At 66.0% G+C, this 22,439-nt stretch carries 21 protein-coding genes; 2 read left to right on the top strand and 19 right to left on the bottom strand.

Features of this window, described 5'->3' with window-relative positions; genetic code table 11:
- Positions 1-19: 19 nt before the first annotated feature.
- The 13 genes from hflC to ndk all read right to left on the bottom strand — a co-directional run bounded on the left by hflC (position 20) and on the right by ndk (position 14,108).
- A complete protein-coding gene (gene hflC, locus J8I82_RS00655) occupies positions 20-928 on the bottom strand; it encodes a protease modulator HflC (RefSeq protein ID WP_209753807.1) in 909 nt (302 codons plus the stop codon).
- 11 nt (positions 929-939) lie between these two features.
- Entirely contained in the window at positions 940-2,298 is a 1,359-nt protein-coding gene (hflK, locus tag J8I82_RS00650) for an FtsH protease activity modulator HflK (protein ID WP_209753806.1), read from the bottom strand.
- A gap of 162 nt (positions 2,299-2,460) precedes the next feature.
- Positions 2,461-3,705 carry a GTPase HflX gene (gene hflX, locus J8I82_RS00645; RefSeq protein ID WP_209753805.1) on the bottom strand — a complete coding sequence of 415 codons (1,245 nt, stop codon included), beginning with the start codon at positions 3,703-3,705 and terminating at the stop codon, positions 2,461-2,463.
- 268 nt (positions 3,706-3,973) lie between these two features.
- The gene (gene hfq / locus J8I82_RS00640) at positions 3,974-4,213 is read right to left on the bottom strand and encodes an RNA chaperone Hfq (RefSeq protein ID WP_029046151.1); all 240 of its coding nucleotides are present in this window, start codon (positions 4,211-4,213) and stop codon (positions 3,974-3,976) included.
- Positions 4,214-4,425: 212 nt separating this feature from the next.
- A complete protein-coding gene (der, locus tag J8I82_RS00635; protein ID WP_209753804.1) occupies positions 4,426-5,769 on the bottom strand; it encodes a ribosome biogenesis GTPase Der in 1,344 nt (447 codons plus the stop codon).
- Positions 5,770-5,994: 225 nt separating this feature from the next.
- The gene (bamB, locus tag J8I82_RS00630) at positions 5,995-7,170 is read right to left on the bottom strand and encodes an outer membrane protein assembly factor BamB (protein WP_209753803.1); all 1,176 of its coding nucleotides are present in this window, start codon (positions 7,168-7,170) and stop codon (positions 5,995-5,997) included.
- Positions 7,171-7,220: 50 nt separating this feature from the next.
- On the bottom strand, positions 7,221-7,853 hold the full coding sequence (locus tag J8I82_RS00625; RefSeq protein WP_209753802.1) for a YfgM family protein: 633 nt from the start codon (positions 7,851-7,853) through the stop codon (positions 7,221-7,223).
- A gap of 87 nt (positions 7,854-7,940) precedes the next feature.
- Complete coding sequence (gene hisS / locus J8I82_RS00620) at positions 7,941-9,347, bottom strand: histidine--tRNA ligase (RefSeq protein WP_209753801.1); 1,407 nt, start codon at positions 9,345-9,347, stop codon at positions 7,941-7,943.
- A gap of 38 nt (positions 9,348-9,385) precedes the next feature.
- Positions 9,386-10,678: a flavodoxin-dependent (E)-4-hydroxy-3-methylbut-2-enyl-diphosphate synthase gene (ispG, locus tag J8I82_RS00615; RefSeq protein WP_209753800.1), complete on the bottom strand. Its 1,293-nt coding sequence runs from the start codon at positions 10,676-10,678 to the stop codon at positions 9,386-9,388.
- Positions 10,679-10,730: 52 nt separating this feature from the next.
- Complete coding sequence (locus J8I82_RS00610; protein WP_209753799.1) at positions 10,731-11,723, bottom strand: RodZ domain-containing protein; 993 nt, start codon at positions 11,721-11,723, stop codon at positions 10,731-10,733.
- Positions 11,716-12,495 (bottom strand): type IV pilus biogenesis/stability protein PilW, encoded by a 780-nt coding sequence (pilW, locus tag J8I82_RS00605; RefSeq protein ID WP_209753798.1) that lies wholly within the window; start codon positions 12,493-12,495, stop codon positions 11,716-11,718. Before pilW ends, J8I82_RS00610 begins: the two co-directional genes overlap by 8 nt.
- Positions 12,492-13,646 (bottom strand): dual-specificity RNA methyltransferase RlmN, encoded by a 1,155-nt coding sequence (rlmN, locus tag J8I82_RS00600; protein ID WP_209753797.1) that lies wholly within the window; start codon positions 13,644-13,646, stop codon positions 12,492-12,494. Before rlmN ends, pilW begins: the two co-directional genes overlap by 4 nt.
- Positions 13,647-13,682: 36 nt before the next feature.
- On the bottom strand, positions 13,683-14,108 hold the full coding sequence (gene ndk, locus J8I82_RS00595; RefSeq protein WP_116320384.1) for a nucleoside-diphosphate kinase: 426 nt from the start codon (positions 14,106-14,108) through the stop codon (positions 13,683-13,685).
- A gap of 372 nt (positions 14,109-14,480) precedes the next feature.
- On the opposite strand from ndk, the gene J8I82_RS00590 reads away from it, so the two are divergent.
- Complete coding sequence (locus J8I82_RS00590) at positions 14,481-15,185, top strand: Bax inhibitor-1/YccA family protein (protein WP_209753796.1); 705 nt, start codon at positions 14,481-14,483, stop codon at positions 15,183-15,185.
- Positions 15,186-15,250: 65 nt separating this feature from the next.
- Here J8I82_RS00590 and rlmD read toward each other — a convergent pair whose 3' ends face one another.
- Positions 15,251-16,555 (bottom strand): 23S rRNA (uracil(1939)-C(5))-methyltransferase RlmD, encoded by a 1,305-nt coding sequence (rlmD, locus tag J8I82_RS00585; protein ID WP_245179333.1) that lies wholly within the window; start codon positions 16,553-16,555, stop codon positions 15,251-15,253.
- 239 nt (positions 16,556-16,794) lie between these two features.
- On the opposite strand from rlmD, the gene J8I82_RS00580 reads away from it, so the two are divergent.
- Positions 16,795-17,649 (top strand): endonuclease/exonuclease/phosphatase family protein, encoded by an 855-nt coding sequence (locus J8I82_RS00580; RefSeq protein WP_209753795.1) that lies wholly within the window; start codon positions 16,795-16,797, stop codon positions 17,647-17,649.
- A 36-nt stretch (positions 17,650-17,685) separates the two neighbouring features.
- Here the strand turns inward: J8I82_RS00580 and J8I82_RS00575 are convergent, their stop codons facing one another.
- The 5 genes from J8I82_RS00575 to surE are packed head-to-tail and all read right to left on the bottom strand — an operon-like array spanning position 17,686 to position 22,289.
- On the bottom strand, positions 17,686-18,525 hold the full coding sequence (locus J8I82_RS00575; RefSeq protein WP_209753794.1) for a 3'-5' exonuclease: 840 nt from the start codon (positions 18,523-18,525) through the stop codon (positions 17,686-17,688).
- Positions 18,522-19,703 (bottom strand): RNA polymerase sigma factor RpoS, encoded by a 1,182-nt coding sequence (gene rpoS / locus J8I82_RS00570; protein ID WP_209753793.1) that lies wholly within the window; start codon positions 19,701-19,703, stop codon positions 18,522-18,524. Before rpoS ends, J8I82_RS00575 begins: the two co-directional genes overlap by 4 nt.
- A 6-nt stretch (positions 19,704-19,709) precedes the next feature.
- Positions 19,710-20,567 (bottom strand): peptidoglycan DD-metalloendopeptidase family protein, encoded by an 858-nt coding sequence (locus tag J8I82_RS00565; RefSeq protein ID WP_209753792.1) that lies wholly within the window; start codon positions 20,565-20,567, stop codon positions 19,710-19,712.
- 8 nt (positions 20,568-20,575) lie between these two features.
- Positions 20,576-21,508, bottom strand: coding sequence for a protein-L-isoaspartate(D-aspartate) O-methyltransferase (locus J8I82_RS00560; protein WP_209753791.1), 933 nt, complete (start codon positions 21,506-21,508; stop codon positions 20,576-20,578).
- A gap of 28 nt (positions 21,509-21,536) precedes the next feature.
- Complete coding sequence (surE, locus tag J8I82_RS00555; protein WP_209753790.1) at positions 21,537-22,289, bottom strand: 5'/3'-nucleotidase SurE; 753 nt, start codon at positions 22,287-22,289, stop codon at positions 21,537-21,539.
- Positions 22,290-22,439: the final 150 nt, after the last annotated feature.

Genomic DNA, 22,439 nt, shown 5'->3' with positions numbered 1-22,439 from the left:
ACGCGGACAAGCGGACGTTCTAGCGCTTGCCTCCGGACCCGCCGGACGCGGCCGCCGCGGCGCCGCCGCTGGAACGCATATAGCGGAAAAACTCGGAATTGGGCTCCAGCACCAGCACGTCCCGCTTGTCGCGGAAGGTGTTGCGATACGCTTCCATGCTGCGCCAGAACTGCGCGAACTGCGGGTCGCGGCCAAAGGCATCGCCATAGATCTGCGACGCCTTGGCATCGCCATTGCCCTTGATCACCTGGGCATCGCGATAGGCCTCGGCCAGCACCACTTCTCGCTGGCGGTCGGCGTCGGCGCGGATCTTTTCGCCCTCGGCTGCGCCGGTCGAGCGCAGTTCGTTGGCCACGCGCTTGCGCTCGGCCTCCATGCGGCGGTACACCGATTCGCTGATCGCAGGCAGCAGGTCGACGCGCTTCAGGCGCACGTCCAGGATCTCTACGCCCACCGATTTGGCGTATTCGACCATGCCGTTGCGGATAGCCTGCATCACCTGTTCGCGCTCGCCCGCGACCACATCGGCCACGGTGCGCCTGCCGAACTCCTCGCGTGCCACGGCGTCGATACGCTGGGTCATGCGGTCCTGGGCGCCGCGCAGGTTGCCGCCGAAGGCGACGAAGAACTTGCGCGGATCGGTGATGCGCCATTTGACGAACCAGTCCACCACCATGCTCTTCTTCTCGGCGGTCAGGAAGCGCTCGTTGGCGGCCACGTCGATGGTCTGCAGGCGACGGTCCATGAAGACCACGTTCTGGAACGGCGGCGGCAGCTTGAAATGCAGGCCGGGCTCGCGCACCACCTGCTTGATCTCGCCGAAGGCGAACACCACGGCGTACTGGCGCTGGTCGACCACGAACAGCATCGACGACAGCACGGCCAGCAGGATGAAAAAGCCGATCGCGAAGGAAATCAGTCGGTTCATGACGGGTCTCCTCAGCGCGAGTCGCGGTCACGGTTGCGCAGCGATTCGCGCGACCGGGTATCCGGCGAAGTCTCCGGCGCCGGCGCCGGCGTGCCGGCACTGCCCGGTTGGCCAGGAGCAGCCGCACGGCCATCGCCGCCTTGCGCCATCAGCTTGTCCAGCGGCAGGTAGAGAAGGTTGTTGCCCTGGCGCGCGTCCACCAGCACCTTGGTCGAATTGGTGTAGATCTGCTGCATGGTTTCGAGATAGATCCGGTCGCGCGTCACCTGCGGCGCCTTGGCGTATTCGGCCTGCACCGAGCGGAAGCGCGAGGCATCGCCCTCGGCCTGCGCCACCACGCGGGAGCGGTAGGCCTCGGCCTCTTCCTTCAGGCGCGCCGCGGTACCCTTGGCGCGGGGGATGATGTCATTGGCATAGGCCTGGCCTTCGCTGATCGCACGCTCGCGGTCCTGGCTGGCCTTGTTGACGTCATCGAACGCGGCCTGCACCTGCTCGGGCGGCTGCACGCTCTGCACGTTGACCGACAGCACGCGGATGCCGGTCTTATACGCCGACAGGATGGCCTGGATCGACTTGGCCAGCCCCTGCGCGATCTGCTCGCGGTTCTCGTACAGCACCGCGTCCATCTTGTTGCGGCCGACGATCTCGCGCACCGAGGTCTCGGCGGCCTGCGTCACCAGTTCCTCGTCGCCGCCGCGGTCGGTCTTGTTGAAGAACAGGAACTCGGTCGCGTCCTGGATGACGTACTGCACGGTGAAGCGCACGTCGATGATGTTCTCGTCCTGCGTGAGCATCGACGAGTCTTTCAGGTTGCTGTCCTTGATCGACGTGGACCGGCCCACTTCGACCGAGCGCACCGCCGACAGGTTGACGATCTCGGCCGACTGGATCGGCCAGGGCAGCCGCCAGTTGATGCCGGGACCGGTCGAATACTTGAACTTGCCGAACTGCAGGATCACCGCGGTCTGGCCTTCCTGCACCATGAAGAAGCCGCTGGCCAGCCAGATGCCGACCACCGCGGCCGCGATCACGCCGGCGCCCACGCCCGAGCCCTTGCCCGGGGTGCGCGGACCGCCGAACCCCTGGTTGCCGCCACCGCCGTTTTCCTTGCGGCCGAGCAGGCCATTCAGGCGGCGGTTGAAGTCGCGCCACAGTTCGTCCAGATCCGGTGGGCCGCCATCCTGCTGCGGGCGCTGGTTCTGCTGGCGGTTGTCGTCGCGGCCGTCCTTCTTGTCGTCGTCGTCACCGTTGCGACCCCAGCGCGGATCGTTCAGCGAGAAGATGGCGCGCAGGCGCTGCCACCCCGCGCGTGGCGCGAAGCGGCCGCCTGGTGTCAGGCTCGAATCAGCATTCCGGGGAAACTGGGGCATGAAGTGCACGGGTCCGGGGAAGTTTGTAACAGGGGGATTCTAGCAGTCATCTGCGCCACATTTGCCCAAATCGCGACCAATCCGTGGAAAGGCGCGCCGAACCCTGGCCGCAGAAGCACTGCCGCGGCATCCAGGCCGCGCGAAAGGCCGCGCTGGCCCGGCTCAGGACCTTACCCCCGACTGGGCGCCATCGGCGCCATCGCCTGCCAGATCGTCGCTGTCGCTACCGTCCTCATACAGATGGGCGTCGCCCAGCCGCTGATCGTAGGGCGCGGGCTCCGGCGGGCGGCTGGCCAGCCACTGGGCCACCTCCACCACCGCTTCGCGCAGCGCATCCAGGCCGATCCCTTCGCGGGCGCTCAGGAACACCCGCGTGGGAATGCCGTCTTCATCGCGCTCGATGCGCGGGCCCTGGTCCAGCAGTTCGGGCGCCGCATCGATCTTGTTCATCACCACGATCTGCGGGATGTCGGACGCATCGATCTCGGCCAGCACGCGGTTGACCTGTTCGATCTGCTCATGGCGCACCGGGCTGGAGGCATCGACCACATGGAGCAGCAGGTCGGCATGGACGGTTTCCTCGAGCGTGGCACGGAACGCCGCCACCAGTTGCGTGGGCAGGTCGCGGATGAATCCGACCGTGTCGGACAGCACCACGTTGCCCAGCCCATCCAGGAACAGCCGCCGCGAAGTGGTATCCAGCGTGGCGAACAACTGGTCGGCGGCATAGGCGCGCGCCTTGGTCAGCGCATTGAACAGCGTCGACTTGCCGGCATTGGTATAGCCCACCAGCGAAATGCTGAGCGTATCGTTGCGCGCGCGTGCACGCCGCTGCGTACTGTGCTGGCGCTGCAGCCGCGACAGGTCCGCCCTGAGCCGCTTGGCACGGTCGTCCAGCATGCGCCGGTCCAGCTCGAGCTGGCGCTCGCCGGGGCCGCCGCGCATGCCGATACCGCCCTTCTGCCGCTCCAGGTGGCTCCATGCGCGCACCAGTCGCGAGGCGCGGTACGTCACCTGCGCCAGCTCGACCTGCACCTTGCCAACGTGGCTCTGCGCCCGCTGCCCGAAGATATCCAGGATCAGGCCGGTACGGTCGATCACGTGGCGGTTCAGGAAGCGCTCGAGGTTACGCTGCTGCGCCGGGCTGAGCGCGTGGTTGAACACGACCACGTCGGCGTCGAGCGCGTCGGCTGCTTCTTTCAGTTCCTCGGCCTTGCCCGAGCCGATGAACAGGGCCGGGTCCGGCCGCGAGCGGCGGCCCGTCAGCGTATGCACCGGCAGCGAGCCGGCGGTGGAGGTCAGCAAGGCGAGCTCGCTCAGGCTTTCCTCGAAATCATGCTTGCCGAAATCGACGCCGACGAGGATGGCGCGCGACGGGGCAGTGTTGGAAGTAGCTCTGGGATCCAAGGGGTGGCGCGAATGCGCTGGGAATTAGGAATAGCGAAATGCTATCCGATGGTTTCAGGGGGATGGCCGACGGAAGTCCCGCCCTGCCCTGTCCCCGGCCGGGACGGCTCCCCGCGTCGGGCGGGAAGCCACGGCGGCGAGACGCGCCGCCATTCCGGCAGGCACCGGCCGCGCTGGCGCACCGGTACCGGGCATCGGTGCAACCCCGCGGGGCGCCAGGCCGATGCCTTGGGTCGGCGACCGCGGATTTCGGCGGCCGCGAGGCAGATCAGTTCTCGGAGGAATCATCCACGCGGAAGTTGACCGCGCGCGCCGGAACGACGGTGGAAATCGCATGCTTGTAGACCATCTGCGTCACGGTGTTACGCAGCAGCACGACGTACTGATCGAACGATTCGATATTGCCTTGCAGCTTGATGCCATTGACGAGGTAGATGGACACCGGCACGTGCTCTTTGCGCAGCGCGTTCAGGAACGGGTCTTGTAGCAGTTGCCCTTTGTTGCTCATGGCACACTCCAAATTTATAGGTTTAGTGGTGAATGATGGGGATGGAAATCCCCGGTTCAAGTCAAGCGGCGCAAAAACGCGCCAGAAAAAAGATCAAAAAACGGTACCAAGTCGGCGTCAATGCACAGGGAACCCCCTGCTACCGTGAATTTAGCCGCAGTTCCAAACGAACGCAAACGAAAACTGGCCCCGCCAAGGATCCGATTCCGGACTCAATCCTTCGAGTCCGCATACGGATTTTTGTTCGTACGGAATTCGATGCGCAGGGGGGTGCCCTTGAGCTTGAAGGCCGCACGGAAACGGTTTTCCAGATAGCGCCGATAGGTCTCCGCAACCCCCGACAGCGCGTTGCCATGGATCACAATGATTGGCGGGTTCGAGCCACCCTGGTGCGCATAGCGCAGCTTGGGACGCGACGCGCCGACGCGCTTGGGCTGCTGGAATTCCACGGCTTCCTGCAGCACGCGCGTCAGCTGCGGCGTCGGCAGCTTGACCATGGCCGCGGCATAGGCGTCGTCGACGGAACGCATCAGCGCGCCGATGCCGGTGCGCTCGCGCGCCGACACAAAGTGGACATTCGCAAAACTCAGGAATTGCAGCTTGCGCTCCAGGTCGTGCTTGATGCGGTCGCGGGTATGGCCATCCAGCCCGTCCCATTTATTGACGCCGACCACCAGAGCGCGTCCGGATTCAACGATAAAGCCGGCAATATGCGCGTCCTGGTCGGAAATGTCTTGTTGCGCATCGAGCAGCAGGATCACGACGTTGGCATCGGCGATCGATTGCAGCGTCTTGACCACTGAAAATTTTTCAATCGCCTCGAACACCTTGCCGCGCCGGCGCAGGCCCGCCGTGTCGATCAGCGTATAAGGCTTGCCGCCGCGTTCAAATTCGACGTAGATGGCGTCGCGGGTGGTGCCCGGCATGTCGAACGCGATCACGCGCTCTTCGCCGATCAGCGTGTTGACCAGCGTGGATTTCCCCACATTGGGGCGCCCGACGATGGCGATCTTGACGCCCTTGCCGTCCGCGGGCTCTTCCGCGGCGAGTTCCGGGCGCTCCTGCACGGCCAGCTCGATCGCTTCATCGACCAGCTCGCGCACGCCGTCGCCGTGGGCAGCGGAGATCGCGTACGGATCGCCCATGCCCAGCTCGTAGAAATCCGCGGCGACCGAGGTGTACTTCATGCCCTCGGCCTTGTTGACCGCCAGCATGATGCGCCGGCCGGTCTTGCGCAGGTAGTCCGCAATGGCGCGGTCCTGCGGCGCCAGGCCCAGGCGGCCGTCGACGATGAAGATCACCACGTCGGCCTCGACCACCGCCTGCTTGGTCTGCTTGGCCATCTCGGCGACGATGCCTTCCTTGACCACCGGCTCGAAGCCGCCGGTATCGATGGCGATGAACGGACGCTCGCCGACGCGGCCCTCGCCATAGTGGCGGTCGCGGGTCAGGCCCGGCAGGTCGGCGACGAGGGCGTCGCGCGAGCGGGTCATGCGGTTGAATAGCGTCGACTTCCCCACATTGGGGCGGCCGACAAGTGCGATAACTGGTTTCATGCAATAAACGGAAACGGGGGCCGGCACCTGCCGCCCCCCGGTTACTCCGGAGTCAATGGATCCGACGGCACGCGCACCCGGTGGGCGCGCCTTGCCGCTTGTCCTGTCGGGGCGCGGCGCCGGTCAGCGACCCGCTGCGCAAATTGCCGCACGACCAGGGATCATGCTACCGGATTCGGCGCGCACCGTACCGACAGGTGTACGGCAGCGCGCAGTGCTTGCTGGTCAGCCCGGCTGGAACCCGAAGACGTCGCCGTCGCGGGTCTGGATCACCAGCGTCTGCCCCGCCACCACAGGCGCGGCAGTGATGGCGCTGCCATCGGTCTTCATGCGGGCGACGACCTGGCCGTCCTCGCGCGACAGGAAGTGGACATAGCCTTCAAAGTCGCCCATCACCACCGAGCGCCCCAGTGCCAGCGGCGCACCCAGGCGGCGATTGCGCATCTGGTCGTTCTTCCAGCGCTCGCTGCCGTTCTGGCGGTCGAAGGCGTGCACGACCGACTGCTCGTCGCTGGCATAGATGGCATTGTCATCCTGCGCGGGGCCGCTCGGCGACGAAAAATCCTTGCCCCACTGCGGCTGGCCGGTGGCCAGCTCGAGGCAGGCCACACGCCCCTGGAAGGTGGTGGCGCAGACCTGGCGGCCGCTGATCATCGGCTGGCCGGTGACATCGTTCAGGCGCTCGATCTCGGACACGCCCTTGGGATAGGAGATCGTGCTTTCCCAACGCAGCACACCGTTGCCCGGCGTCAGCACGCCCAGCTTGCCGCCGGGAAAGCCCATCACAATGCCGTCACCGGCAAACACCATGCCCATCGCGGCGCGCAGGTTCAGCGGCGTCTGCGAGCGCTGGTAGATCCAGCGGCGCTCGCCGGTCTCGGCGTCGAGGCCGAACACGCGCGTGTCGGTCGTGCGCACCACCACCAGGCCGTTGCCGACCAGCGGCGCGGACAGCACCTCGCCATTGACCTGCTTCTTCCAGATCTGCTTGCCGCTGGCGTCGAAGGCATAGATCGCGCCCTTCTCGCCGGCGACCGCGGTCACCGAGCCATCGCTGCCCGGGCCGGAGGTCAGGTCCAGATCGGTCTTGGCCTTCCACAGCACGCGCCCCGAAGCGCCTTCCAGCGCCATCACGTTGCCGTTCTTGGACGACACATAGACATTGTTACCTGCCGCGGCGGGCTGCATCGAATACGGGCCGCTCTTGCCCACATCGGCCTTCCACGCCTGGCGTACCGTCAGCGTGGCCGAGACGGGCTTGAGTTCTGCGGGCGGGTGCTTGTTTTCCTTGCTGAACAGCGAGCAGCCGCCCAGCGCGGCCAGGCAGGCGGCTGCCACCAGCGCACGGGTGACGGCGCGGGCGGGCTGGCGATGTACGGCACGGGAAAGCACTGACGTCATAAGGTTACGGTCCTGGTTTTGCGTGATGCCACAAAGCGCGTGCGGTCGCATCAGGCTGCGCCCAGCGCATCGAGCTTGAACTGGATGATCTGGCGCGTGGCCGGCTCGGCCTCTCCCAGCTTGTCCAGCGCCTTGCGATAGGCCGCGCGCGCGTCGTCGCGCTTGTCCTGCGCGGCGAGCAGGTCGCCGCGGCGGTCGTTATATAGCGACGCGAACGCTGCCGGCGGTTCGTCCTTCAGCAGCGCCAGGCCTTTGTCATAGGCCTTTTCGTCCAGCAGCACGCCGGCCAGGCGCACCTTGGCCAGATGTGCGTATTCTTCGTCGCCGTGGTCGATGGCCCACTGCAGCTGGGTTTTGGCCGCGGCGAGGTCGCCCGCGTCATACAACACGCGGCCGGCGACCAGCGCGCTCATCTGGCCATAGGCGGTACGCCCGAACTTGTTTTCCAGATCGGTGGCGGCGCGCTTGATGCGTTCGACGTCGCGCGCTTCGGCGGCCTTGAGCACCTGCTCGTAGAGCACCGCGGCCTCGCCGGCCTGCTTGCGCTCCCAGTACTTCCAGCCGTTCCAGCCGGCAAACGCCAGCAGTGCGGCGATGAGCACCCAGGTCAGCGCATTGCCGTACTGGCGCCACCAGGCCTTCAGATTCTCAAGCTGTTCCTGTTCTTCTAGATCGTAAGCCATGTCGAGGCAATCACCTGCGTTGGTTGGATACGGGCGTCTTGGATGACGTTGCGGCCGAGGTGCGCTTACTCCGCGCTTACTCCGCGCTTATTCGCTGGCACCGACCATGGCGTCGATCAGGTAGTCGACCAGGCCCTCGGCCTGTACGGTGGCCTGTTGCCCACCGCCTTCGGCCTGGTCGCGCTGGCGAAGTTCCTTGACCTGGACCACGCCAGCGGCCACTTCGTCGTCGCCAATGATAACGGCATAGGCCGCGCCGCTTGCGTCGGCGCGCTTCATCTGCGACTTGAAGCTGCCGCCCTTGCCATCGGCGCTGGCGTGCAGCACCACTTCCAGGCCGGCGTCGCGCAGCCGCTCGGCCGCAATCATGGCCTGCTGCGCGGCGGCTTCGCCCTGGTGCACGAGGTAGACATCGCAACCCGCGGCGTCGGGCACCACGCCCTCTTCGCGGATCAGCTCGATGATGCGCTCGACGCCCATGGCCCAGCCGCAAGCCGGTGCCGGCTTGCCGCCCATCTGCGCGATCAACGGGTCATAGCGGCCACCGCCGGCGATGGTGCCCTGCGCGCCGAGCTTGTCGGTGATCCACTCGAACACCGTCAGGTTGTAGTAGTCCAGCCCGCGCACCAGGCGCGGATTGATCTTGTACGGGATGTTGTTGGCCTTTAGCAGGCGCTGCACGCCCTCGAAGTGAGCCAGCGACTCTTCGCCCAGGAAGTCGATCAGCTTGGGCGCGTTGGCGGCCATTTCCTGCAGTGCCGGATTCTTGGTATCCAGCACGCGCAGCGGGTTGGTGTACAGGCGGCGCTTGCTGTCCTCGTCCAGAATGTCCTGGAAGCCTTCCAGGTACTTGATCAACTCCTCCCGGTGGGCGGCACGCTCATTGGCCTGCCCCAGCGAATTGATCTCCAGGCGCACGCCGGTCAGGCCCAGGTCGTCCCACAGGCGCTGGCACATCAGGATGATCTCGGCATCGACGTCCGGACCGGCGAAGCCCAGCGCCTCGGCGCCTAGCTGGTGGAACTGGCGATAGCGGCCGCGCTGCGGGCGCTCGTGGCGGAACATCGGGCCGGTGTACCACAGGCGCTTGGGGCCGTCGTACAGAAGGTTGTGCTCGATGGTCGCGCGTACGGCGGCGGCGGTGCCTTCGGGACGCAACGTCAGCTGCTCGCCGTTGAGCGCATCGGTGAAGGAGTACATCTCCTTCTCGACGATGTCGGTCACCTCGCCGATACCGCGCACGAACAGCTGCGTGTGCTCGACGATCGGCGTGCGCAGCTGCTGGTACCCGTAAGCGCGCAGCATGGCGCGCGCGGCATTCTCGAAATGCTCCCACAGCGGCGCGTCGGCCGGCAGCATGTCGTTCATGCCCTTCACGCCCTGCAGCGCCTTGGCGGCCTTCACCTTCTGCTCGGCCTTCAGTTCGGCCTTCTGCTCGGCTTTCGGTTCAGTCTTGGCAGCGCCGGCGGCGGCTGCGTTGTCGGATTGCGTCATTCTGTTCTTGTCAGCTTCTCGGGCCTGGCCGGTAGGGCTCAGGCTGCCACTTCCTTATCGGCCCGTGCAGCGCCCGGACCGTAATGCGTGCGAACGTACTCGTCGACGATCGCCTGGAATTCCTCGGCGATGCGCTCGCCGCGCAGCGTCTTCACCTTGACGCCGTCGACGAACACCGGCGCCGCCGGCGACTCGCCAGAGCCCGGCAGCGAAATGCCGATATTGGCGTGCTTGCTCTCGCCCGGGCCGTTGACGATGCAGCCCATCACGGCCACATCCATTTCCTCGACGCCCGGATAGGCGGTTTTCCAATGCGGCATCTGCTCGCGCAGGTACGTCTGGATGCTTGCCGCAAGCTCCTGGAACACCGTGCTGGTGGTTCGGCCGCATCCCGGGCAGGCAATCACCATCGGCGTGAAATTGCGCAGGCCCATGGTCTGCAGGATTTCCTGCCCCACATACACTTCCTTCTCGCGCGGCGCGCCGGGTTCCGGCGTCAGCGAGATGCGGATCGTGTCGCCGATGCCTTCCTGCAGCAGCACCGACAGCGCCGCGGTGGAGGCGACGATGCCCTTGCTGCCCATGCCGGCCTCTGTCAGGCCCAGGTGCAACGCATAGTCGCAGCGGCGCGCCAGTTCGCGGTAGACCGCGATCAGCTCCTGCACCTGCGACACCTTGCACGACAGGATGATCTGGCTGCCCGGCAGGCCGATCTCTTCGGCCTTCCTTGCCGAATCGATCGCCGAGGTGATCAGCGCCTCGATCATCACGCTCTGCGCGGGCCAGGGCTCGGCGCGCGACGCGTTCTCGTCCATGATGCGCGCCAGCAGGTCCTGGTCCAGGCTGCCCCAGTTCACGCCGATGCGCACCGGCTTGTTGTAGCGGCACGCCATCTCGATCATCTGCGCGAACTGCGTGTCGCGCTTGGCGCCCTGCCCCACGTTGCCGGGGTTGATGCGGTACTTGGACAGTGCCTCGGCGCAGGCCGGATAGTCCTGCAGCAGCTTGTGGCCGTTGTAGTGGAAGTCGCCCACCAGCGGCACATCGATGCCCATGCGGTCGAGTTGCTCGCGAATCGACGGCACCGCGGCAGCGGCCTCGGGCGTGTTCACCGTGATGCGCACGATTTCCGAACCCGCGCGCGCCAGGTCCTTGACCTGGATCGCCGTGCCGATGGCGTCGACCGTGTCCGTGTTGGTCATCGACTGCACGCGCACGGGCGCGTCGCCGCCGATGGTCACCACGTTATCGCCCCATACGACGCGCGCCTGGCGCGTCTGGCGGCGCGGCAGCGAGCCGGGGAGGACCGGAAGACAGAGCTGTTGGTTCATAGCATTACCACCTTGCAAAGACGCACTGCGCCGCACCTTTCGCCAGCCCGGATCAGGGCAGCGTCAGGCGCGCCACGTTGTTGCGGTTGGCTGCCTTCAGGTCAACCGGCTCGCCATTGCGCGTCATCGACTCGACACCCTTGACGTTGCCGATCACCACCTTGTACGGAGCCTTGCCGCTACCGGCCACGGCCTGGCCGGCCTTGGCCGTGCCGCCCAGCACGGCCTTGCCGCTGCTGTCGCGGACTTCATACCAGGTGTCGCCGGCAAAACGGATCTGCAGCTCTCCCTCGCCTGCGGGCGCCGCGGGCGCCGGTGCAGGTGTTGCCACGGCCGGCACAGCGGCAGGCACAGCAGCGGGCACGGCCGCCGCAGCCGATGCCGGCGCGGCAGTCGCGCCAACGGCGCTGGCCGGTGTGGTTTCAGCCGAGGGCGCCGGCGAGTCGGCGGCGGCCATGACCGGCGGCAACGCTGCCGTCACCGTGCCGGGCTCGGTCGATTGCGCGGCGGCATGTTCTTCCGTCGTGGCAGTCTCGGTCGCGCTGCCGCGGGTCTCGATCCACTGGCGGATATGATCCAGGCCGAACCAGCCACCGGCGGCCAGCACCACCGCCACCAGCGCCAGCCAGACCCAGCGCCCGCCGGCTCCGCCGGTGCGGAAGCGATTGCGGTCGTCGAACGCCGCATTGAGGCTACCCTCGCGCTGGCGTGCAATTTCGGTGACCGGTGCCACCGGAGGCTGAAAGCGCGCCAGCAGCGCGTCGATATCGACATGCAGCATGCGCGCGTAGGCCCGCATCACGCCCTTGGCGAAAGTGACGTCGGGCAGCGCCTGCAGGTCGCCGGATTCGATCGCGCGCAGCTTCGGCGCCGCCACTTTCAGGCGTGCGCTGACGTCTTCCACCGACATCCGCTGCGCTTCGCGCTCGCGCGCCAGAGCCGCGCCAATCTCGCGCGCTGCGGCTTCGCGGTCTCCCTCGTGCGCGCCACCGCCGACGTATTGCGTCGGTACGGCCTGGCCTGCGGCGCGGTCGTGCTCACTCATCCCATGCTCCTTGTTCGTAGGCGGTCAACTCACGCGAATCGGGGAAGCGGCTGCGCAGCTGCGCCACCAGCGCATCCTGCGTGCGGCCATCGCCCTGGCGGTGTGCAATGCGCGCTCCCAGCCAGAGGGATTGCGCACTGGCAAATTGGCTGCTGTTGACGCGCTGGGCATACTGCCTGGCCTGCGCGAAATCGCCGCGCCGGTAGTAGACCAGCGCCAGATTGGTGTTCGCCACCGGATTGTTGCGGTCGTAGCCGAGTGCGGCTTTCAGATTCTTTTCCGCCTCGGCGCTGTTGCCGCGACGCAGCTCGCACGCACCCAGGCTGATCAGCGGCTTCACCGGGCCGCCCGCCGACGGTGCCGACACGGCACGCTGAAACATCGGCACGGCCTCGCCATAGCGGCCCGACTGGCACAGGAACCAGCCATAGTTGTTGAGCAGGTCGCCGTCGTTGCCGCGCATCGACACCGCGGTGCGGAAGCTGTCGTCGGCCAGCGCCTGCTCGTTCATGTTCATATAGATCAGCGCGCGCACATGGTAGGCATCAGCGAGCGACGGATCGATGGCGATCGCCTGCTTGATCTCGTCAAGCGCGACCGCATTCTGGCCGGCCTCGAGATAGTTGGTGGCCAACTGCAGCCGGATGCCGGCGCGGCGCCTTGCATCGGTCTGGTCGGAAGCGGTCTGGAGATCCTGCGCCGGCGAGTGCGGCAGCTGGCAGCCGGACAACATCAGCAGCCCGAACAGGGCCGCAGCGATCAGACGGATCATGCAGGGCGAGCCTCCCGAGGCTGGCTGGCGCTGTTGACCGGCACCAGTGGCGTGATCTTGCCGAACTTGCCGCGCTCGGCCAGTCGGGTACGGTCCTTCACTTCCCCGGCCAGCTGGCCGCAGGCGGCGTCGATGTCGTCGCCGCGCGTCTTGCGGATGGTGGTCACGATGCCCGCGTCCATCAGCACTTGCGCGAAGCGCCGGATCTGCTCGTTGTTGGAACGCTTCAGGCCCGACTCGGGGAACGGGTTGAACGGGATCAGGTTGAACTTGCACGGCACGTCGGCGACAAGCTTCAGCAGTTCCCGCGCATGCTCGACACCGTCGTTGACGCCGTCCAGCATGCAGTATTCGAAAGTAATGAAATCGCGCGGCGCGAATTCCAGGTAGCGGCGGCATGCCGCCATCAGCTCGGCCAGCGGGTACTTCTTGTTCAGCGGCACCAGCACATCACGCAGCGCGTCGTTGGAGGCGTGCAGCGACACGGCAAGGGCCACCGGCAGGTCCTTCGACAGCCGGTCCATCATCGGCACCACGCCCGAGGTGGACAGTGTCACGCGGCGGCGCGACAGGCCGTAGGCGTTGTCGTCCAGCATCAGCCGCATGGCCGGCACCACGGCATCGTAGTTCAGCAGCGGCTCGCCCATGCCCATCATCACCACGTTGGAGATGACGCGGTCGTCCTTGGGGCCACGGCCAAGTTGCTCGCGCATGGCGAACTCCGCCATCCACAGCTGGCCAATGATCTCGCCCGTGGTCAGGTTGCGAGAGAAGCCCTGCTTGCCGGTCGAGCAGAAGCGGCAGTTGACCGCGCAGCCCGCCTGCGAGGAGACGCACAGCGTGCCGCGCGTTTCCTCGGGGATGTACACCGTTTCCACCGCGTTGCCCTGGCCGACGTCGAGCAGCCACTTGCGCGTGCCGTCGGACGACAGGTTGTCGGTGATGGCCGCAGGCGCGCGGATCTCGGCCCGGGTCGAGAGCTTTTCGCGCAGCGACTTGGCGAGATCCGACATGGCGTCGAAGCGGCTGGCACCGTAGTGGTGGATCCAGCGTTGCAGTTGCCGCGCACGGAACGGCTTCTCGCCGAGCTCGCCGCAATAAGCAGTGAGCGCGTCCGCGTCGAGGTCGAGCAGGTTGACGAGATCGTTCATGACGGCAAACTCAGCTTCAGTTCAGTCAGCAGCCAATCAGCGGCTGTAGACGTTCATGCCCGGGAAGAAGAAGGCGATTTCGACGGCAGCGGTTTCCGCGGCGTCCGAGCCGTGCACGGCGTTGGCGTCGATGCTGTCGGCGAAGTCGGCGCGGATGGTGCCCTTGTCGGCCTTCTTCGGGTCGGTGGCGCCCATCAGGTCACGGTGCTTGGCGATAGCGTTTTCGCCTTCCAGGGCCTGGATGATGACCGGGCCCGAGACCATGAAGTCGACCAGGTCCTTGAAGAACGGGCGCTCCTTGTGGACCGCATAGAATTGCTCGGCTTCGCCGCGCGACAGGTGCACCATCTTGGCAGCAACGATCTTCAGGCCGGCGGCCTCGAAACGGGCGTAGATCTGGCCAATGACGTTCTTGGCCACGGCATCCGGCTTGATAATCGACAGGGTGCGTTCGATCGCCATGAAAAACTCCGAAAAATGAAGGGGTTACAAATGGATTAAACGTGCAATTCTAGCACGAAGACGATGACCCTTTCGAGGGTCTGGGCCGCTCTGGCGCGGGTGTAACCGGTCGAACGGCACATCCTGGCCGCAAGTAGCACGGGCCGCACATTACATCCTCGTCATGTCTGGAACGTGGCGCCCCCGCGTCCGTCAAACGAAGGCAGCGCTGAACGGGCTGAAACAGGGGCTGGGGTGCCTGCGGGATTACCCCGCCCTTGCAATTCGGCCAACCAGATGCCACATTGACGATGGTTCCGTCCGCGGTCGATCCGAAAATTCTCCTTATTTCGGACAGGCCCGGCGCCTCACCGTTTCGAGACAGGAGTCACCATGGATAACAAGCTGAATACCTACGGTTTCGGCAACAGTGCGACGACCGTCACTGACGTCGTCGTTCGCAACCGGGTCTTGCGCAACACTTACTGGCTGCTGGCCCTTTCAATGATCCCCACCGTGCTCGGTGCGTGGGTCGGCGTGGCCACCGGTTTCAGCTTCATGGCAGGCAGCCCGGGCCTGTCGCTGATCCTGTTCCTGGCCATTGCGTTCGGGTTCTTCTTCGCCATCGAGAAAACCAAGAACAGCAGCATGGGCGTGGTGCTGTTGCTGGCGTTCACGTTCTTCATGGGACTGATGCTGTCGCGCCTGATCAGCGCAACGCTGGCATTTTCCAACGGACCGGCGTTGATCATGTACGCCTTTGGCGGCACGGCGGCAGTGTTCGGCGCGATGGCCACCATCGCCACCGTCAGCAAGCGCGATTTTTCCGGTCTGGGCAAGTTCCTGTTCGTCGGCGTGATCCTGCTGATCCTGGCCAGCGTTGCCAACATCTGGCTGCAACTGCCGTCGCTGATGATCACGGTGTCGGTGATCGCGATCGGTATCTTCTCGGCGTACATCCTGTTCGATGTACAGCGCGTAGTGAACGGCGGCGAGACCAACTACATCACGGCCACGCTGGCGATCTACCTCGACGTGTACAACGTCTTCGCCAACCTGCTGGCGCTGCTGGGCATCTTCGGCGGCAACCGGGAATGACGGACGCCGCGGCATGAAAAAGCCGGCCTTCTGGCCGGCTTTTTTACTGTTGGCACACGCAGCGGTCAGTCGCGGTCGAACACCGCGATCGACTCCACGTGCGACGTGTGCGGGAACATGTTGACCACACCGGCCCCGCTCAGGCGGTAGCCCGCCTCGTGCACCAGCAGGCCGGCATCACGCGCCAGCGTGGCCGGACTGCATGACACATAGACGATGCGCCGCGGCAGCACGTCGCTGCCTTGCTGCGCCAGTTCGCCCAGCGCCTTGCTCACCGCGAGCGCGCCTTCGCGCGGCGGATCGACCAGCCAGCGATCGAAGCGGCCCAGCGCGGCGATGTCGTCGGCCGTGACTTCGAACAGGTTGCGGCATGCAAACCCGGTCCTGTCGGCCAGCCCGTTGTATTCCGCATTAGCCAGGGCGCGCGTGGTCAGCGCCTCGCTGCCCTCGATGCCCATCACAGACTTGCCTTGCGTGGCCAGCGGCAGCGTGAAATTGCCGATGCCGCAGAACAGGTCGAGCAGGCGGTCCCCCGGTTGCGCATCGAGCAGGCGCAGCGCGCGGCCGATCAGCACGCGGTTGATCTGGTGGTTCACCTGCGTGAAGTCGGTCGGCTTGAACGGCATGCGGATGCCGAATTCCGGCAGCGTATAGGCCAGCTCGACATCGGTCGGATAGAACGGGTAGACCGTGTCCGGCCCCTTCGGCTGCAGCCAGAACTGCACCTTGTACTCATCGGCGAACGCGCGCAGCAGATCCTTGTCGGCGTCGGTCAGCGGCTCGAGGATGCGCAGCACCAGCGCCGTCACTTCGTGCCCGACGGCCAGTTCGATCTGCGGCATGCGGTCGCGGATCGACAGCCCCGCCACCAGTTCGCGCAGCGGCACCAGCATCGCCGAGACATGCGGCGGCAGGATTTCACACCGCGTCATGTCGGCGACGTAACTGCTCTTGCGCTCATGGAAGCCCACCAGCACGCCACCCTTCTTCACCACGTGGCGCACGGTCAGGCGCGCGCGGTAGCGGTAGCCCCAGTCCGGGCCGGCAATCGGCCGGAACACCACATCCGGCTTCACCTTGGACAGGTGCCACAGGTTGTCTTCCAGCACGCGCTGCTTGATCGCAAGCTGCGCGCGAGAATCCAGATGCTGCATCGAGCACCCGCCGCAGACGCCGAAATGCTGGCAGCCCGGCTTCACGCGCATCACCGATTCCTGCAGGACTTCGCCAAGATGCGCCTGCTCAAAGCTTGGCTTGCGCCGATAGCTGCGATAGCTGACGGTCTCGCCCGGCAACGCGCCTTCGACGAAGATGACCTTGCCAGGTGTGCCGTCCTCGTTTACCAGGCGGCCGACCCCTCGCGCCTCCATGTCGAGGCTGTCGATCGACACCACGGGGTCGGCGCCGGGGGCATTGCCATTGCTGGCATTGCGACGGCCACGAGCCTCTTTTGCGGCGGGAACAGCACCCGGTGCGGCGGATTCGGGCGCGACGGTGGACGTTTCTTGTGGGGAGGACACGGCTTGGGACACCAGATAAAACCTGACGTATTGTTTTACGAAAGCGCGATTGTATGCCAGACCGGTCCGATCAATGACGGAGGCTTCGTATGGAACTGATTTCCTGGAACATCCAATGGGGTCGCGGTGCCGACGGGCGCGTGGACCTGGCGCGGCAGGTGGACACGCTGCGCACGATGGCCGATGCCGACGTAATCTGCCTGCAGGAAGTCACCCGCGGCTTCGGCGAACTGCGCGGCGAACCGGCCGACGATCAGGTGGCCGAGCTGACAGCGTTGCTGCCAGGCTATCACTTGCTGTTTGCGTCAGGCGTCGACCGTCGCGACCGCAACGGCGTGCACAAGCAGTTCGGCAACCTGATTGCCACAAGGCTACCGGTACGCGAGGTATTCCGGCACGCATTGCCCTGGCCGGCGGACCCGCAAGTGGCGTCGATGCCGCGCGTGGCACTGGAGGTCACTGTCGAGGCCGGCACGCAGCCGCTGCGGGTGATCTGCACGCACCTGGAGTATTACTCAAAACTCCAGCGCGCTGCCCAGGCCGAGGCGCTGCGCGACTGGCATGTCCAGGCTTGCGACCACGCGCGACGTCCGGGCCGCAGCGAGAAGTGGCCCGGGCCGTTCACGCCGGAAACGCGACCCGCCGAAGCCATCCTGTGCGGCGACTTCAACAGCAAACCCGACGACGTCGCCTATCGCCGCATGCTGGAACCGTTCGACGATGCCACCACGCCGTGGCGCGACGCCTGGCTGCACACGCATCCCGGCCAGCCGCATGCGCCAACTTGCGCCATCCATGACAAGGAGCAATGGCCCGAGCCACCGTTCGCCTGCGACTTCATGTTCGTCACCGAGAATCTTGCCGCGCGCGTCCGGCGTTGCGAGGTCAACGCCGATACCGCCGACTCGGACCACCAGCCGATCCTGCTGTCGCTGGACCTTTAAGGCTGCCGTGGCCCACACCGGCGGGCGCCGGCGCGATCAGTCCTCGAAGTCGTCGGCTTCGGGCGTAAGGCGCTGCAGGCGGAAGGCCTGCAGGTATTCCATCCACTGTTCGCCGGGCAGTTCCGCCAGCGATTCCTGGACGAGCGCCATCTCCATGTCAAACTCGCGCGGCGACATGCCGCCGCGCATCAGCTGGAACCGGCAGTACATCAGGTAGGTGTTGACGACGTCGGTCTCGCAATAGGCGCGGATCTCGTCGAGATGGCCAGCCTGGTAAGCGTGCCAGACCTTGCTGCCATCCATCCCCATCTTGCCCGGGAAACCGCACAGCTTGGCGAGGTCATCCAGCGGCGCGCTGGCGCGCGGCTGGTACATCGCCAGCAGGTCCATCAGGTCCAGGTGCCGCATGTGATAGCGGCTGATGTAGTTGTTCCACTTGAAGTCACGGCTGTCTTCGTCGCGGCCCTCGCCCATCTCCCAGTAGCGTGGCGCGGTGACGCCGTTGACCAGGCCGCGGTAATGCAGCACAGGGAGATCGAATCCGCCACCGTTCCATGAAACCAGTTGCGGGCTGTAGCGGGAGATCAGTTCGTAGAACTTCTGGATCAGCGTGGCTTCGTTGTCCTCGGTGGTACCGAGCGAGCCCACGTGGAACACCGCCGAGCCATCGCGGTGCGTGCGCCGCAGCACGCAGGAAATCGCGGCGACGCGCTGCAGGTAGTGCGGCAGGAAATCGCTGCCGGTTTTTTCGCGGCGGGCGGCGAAGGCGTGTTCGGCGACTTCGCCGTCGCTCATCGCATCGGGGTGGTCATGCAAACGGCGCAGGCCGGCGACATCGGGAATGGTCTCGATGTCGAATACCAGCACAGGGGTCATAAAACGGCGTCCTTCCTGACACCTTGCGAAGCGAAATGCCGCTTGAGCTTGACCAGCGCCTCCTGCTGGATCTGGCGTACGCGCTCGCGCGTGAGGCCCATCTCCTCGGCGAGCTCTTCCAGCGTGGCGGGCTCGATATGGTTGAGGCCGAAGCGGCGCTCCACCACATAGCGATGCTTTTCCGACAGGCGCGCCAGCCAGAGCTTCATCAGCCCTTCCAGCTCGCGGTGCGCCACTTCCTGGTCGGGGGCGGCGTTGTGCTCGTCGGAGAGGAAATCCAGGAGGCTCGAGCCGGGATCGAGGTCGAACGGCGTATCGAGCGAGGTGGTATGTTCGTTGAGTGCCAGGACGTCCTGCACTTCGTCCGGCGTCTTGCCCAGCAGGTGGGCGATGTCTTCCAGGCTGGCGTCGCGCCCGTCGGTGCCGCCCTTCTCCAGATGGCGCTTGGCGCGCAGCACCTGGTTCAGTTCGCGGATCACGTGCACCGGCAGGCGAACGGTGCGGGCCTGGTTCATGATGGCGCGCTCGATGCTCTGGCGGATCCACCACGTTGCATAGGTCGAGAAGCGGAACCCGCGCGACGGATCGAATTTCTCGATCGCGTGCATCAGGCCCAGGTTGCCTTCCTCGATCAGATCGAGCAGCGGCACGCCGCGATTGAGGTAACCCTTGGCGATGCTGACCACCAGCCGCAGGTTGCGCTCGATCATGACCTGGCGCGCGGCAAAGTCGCCGTCCTTGGCCAGCGTGGAGAAATGCAATTCCTCCGGCGCGGACAGCAGCGGCTTGATGCTGATGCGGTTCAGGTAATGCTGGACGGTGTCCGCGGCCAGTTCGGTATGCAGCACCGTGCGGAAATCATCGTGCTCGGCCGCTGCGCCGTCGCTGCCGTTCTCGCCTTCGCTGTCTTCCTCGTCCTCGGACTCGTCATCGTCGTCATCGCGCAGATGGCGGTCGTTGTCGTCGGCGAGCAGATCCGCCTCGCGCAGACCCACCGAAGTGGTAGTGGCGATCGGCTCGTCAGTCGCGGGAATCAGGTCGGCAGCGAGATCCGGCTCGAACGCTTGCGCGTCGGCGTGCTCGTCGGGATGTGCCACACCAGCCTTCACTTCCGGCTGCTTGGGACGGCGAGCCCTGCTGACAGTTGTTCCGGAGGAGACAGTTTTCTGGCGTGGCATGAACCCTCACTGTGGCGGCAGGTACCGCATCGGATCAACCGGTTTTCCGTTCTTGCGAACTTCGAAGTGAAGCTTCACCCGGTCGGTATCACTGTTGCCCATCTCCGCAATCTTCTGGCCCTTGCGGACCGCGGATTGCTCTGCCACGAGCACCTTTTCGTTGTGCCCGTACGCAGTAAGAAATGTCTCGTTGTGTTTGATGATGACAAGATTCCCGTAGCCGCGCAAGGGGCCAACGTGAATCACTCGGCCATCGTCGGCAGCCAGCACCGCATCGCCCTTCTTGCCCGCAATATCGATGCCTTTATTGCCCTTGTCATCGAATTTACCGACCATCTGGCCGGTTGCCGGCCAGGCCAGCTTGATCGCGCCGTCGGCGACCGGCGCGGCCGGGGTGGCGGCCGCTGCCGCAGGCGCTGCCGGCGTTGCGGCGGCAGCCGGCGGCGCAGGCGTGCCCACCGGGCGCGCCTGGTCGATCGGCTGGGACTGCACCGTGGCCGGGGCGATCGGCGTAGTGGAAACCCCGGGCGCCGCGTTGACATCGGCGCCCGGAGGCACGATGCGCAACAACTGGCCGACTTCGATCTGGTTCACATTGGACAGGTTGTTCCAGGTCGCGACATCACGATACGACTGGCCGTTTTCCAGGGCGATTCGATAAAGCGTATCGCCTCGCTTGACCCGATAGTATCCCGGGGGTGCCGGTTCCATCGACGCGGCGGCGGCGCCCGAGGTAGACGTGCGGTCAACGACTGGGGCCGGCATCGGCGAATTAGCGCAGGCGGCCAGCAGGGCCGTCAGCGCAGAAGCCGTAAAAAGTTGACCGGCGCGTGCGAAATATTGCGATTTCACGATGTTGTGCATAGTTCGACTCAGATGGTGCCCGATTTTAAGGGCACAAAGAAAACGGCTTCAAGCGCGGTTCGGTGAAAGCGATGGCGGTTGCGCCGCTCGATCAGCAGCAGCTGTTGCGTCACCGTCTGGCCGGGCCCGCCCGCCGGCGGCACCACGGCCACCGGGGCGATCAGCCGCCCGCCTACCTCCAGCTGTTCCAGCAGCGCCTGTGGCACTTCCATGCCGGCGGCGGCCAGGATGATGGCCGAGAACGGGGCCGCCTGCGGCAGCCCGAGCATGCCGTCGCCATAGTGCAGACGCAGGTTGGGCACGCGCAGCGGGCGCAGGTTCGCCTTGGCCTGTTCGTGCAGCGGCCGGATACGCTCGATCGAGAAAACTTCGCGCGCCACCTGGCTCAGCACCGCGGCCTGGTAGCCGCAGCCGGTGCCGATCTCCAGCACGCGCTCCAGCGGCGTGTCGGCGGCCAGGCCGTCGCGCAGCAACTCGATCATGCGCGCCACCACCGATGGCTTGGAAATGGTCTGCTGGTGGCCGATCGGCAGCGCGGCGTCTTCATACGCCTGCGATGCCAGCCCCGGCTCGACGAACAGGTGGCGCGGCACCGTGGCGATGGCCGACAGCACGCGTTCGTCGCGGATGCCGCCGGTGCGCAGCCGGGCCGCCAGCGCGGCGCGCGCACGCGCGGACGCCATGCCGCCGCCGCCGGCCGTGGCCGCCGAGGCGCGCTGCTCCACGGCGCTCGCGGGCGCGGGCGTGGGGGCAGGCGCCGGCGCGGCGGTACGCGGCAGCCTTGGCTTGGCCGGCACGGGCGGTACGGTCGGCGACGCGGCCGTACCCGTGCGCCGCGCGTCGACGGCAGGCATGCCGGCGGTGCGGGCCGGTGCGGGCTTGCGTTCGACGACCGCGTCCAGCGGCAGGGGGAACTTGTTGCGTCGGGGCGTGGAACTCATCGGGGGCGCGACACTGCGAAGCGGCTGCCTATTTCAGCCACTGGTCGAGCGCGTCGAGCTGCCCGCGATGGGTCAGGTCGAGCTGCAACGGCGTCAGCGAGACATAACCGGCGGCAGTGGCATGGAAGTCCGTGCCTTCGCTGGCATCGCGCGCATCGCCGGCCGGGCCGATCCAGTAGTTGGTGTCGCCGCGCGGATTCACCTGCGTGATCACTGGCTGCGAAGGATGGCGCTTGCCCAGGCGCGTGGCACGATAGCCCTTGATGTGTTCGAACGGCAGGGTCGGGATATTGACGTTGAGCAGGAATGGTTCGGCGGGCGGCTGGCTGATGATGCGCTCGATCACGGTGCGCGCGACGCGCGCGGCCGCATCGAGATGCTCCCAGCCCTTGTCGACCTGCGAGAAGGCCACCGACGGGATGCCGAGCAGATAGCCTTCGATGGCGGCGGCGACGGTGCCGGAATACAGCACGTCCTCGCCCATGTTCTGTCCCTGGTTGATGCCGGACACCACCAGGTCGGGCTTCTCTTCCAGCAGCCCGGTCAGGGCGATGTGCACGCAGTCGGTCGGCGTGCCGTTGACGAAGCGGAATCCCTTCTGCACGCCTTCGCGCGCTTCGTAGATCGACAGCGGGCGCTGCAGCGTCAGGGAGTTGGAAGCGCCGCTGTGGTTCTGCTCGGGCGCAATGACCGTGATCCGGCCCAGCGGGGCGAGCGCCGCATGCAGAACGGCCAGTCCCGGCGCGAGATAACCGTCATCGTTGGCAAGGAGGATATGCATGGCGCGATTGTACCTGAGCGCGCGCCGCACAAGCGCCCCGTGCGCCGCGCCGGAATCGCGTTCACGTGCATGCCGCGGCCCGGTATGCAGGGCGCAAATAGCCATTCCCGCAGCTTCGGCATGGAACAGAACGACCGTGCTATTTGTAGG

This window comes from Cupriavidus consociatus (genome assembly GCF_017814975.1).
Lineage (GTDB): Bacteria > Pseudomonadota > Gammaproteobacteria > Burkholderiales > Burkholderiaceae > Cupriavidus > Cupriavidus consociatus.
Note: the sequence above shows the minus strand (reverse complement) of the source record. Positions and strands in the feature narration are given on the sequence as shown.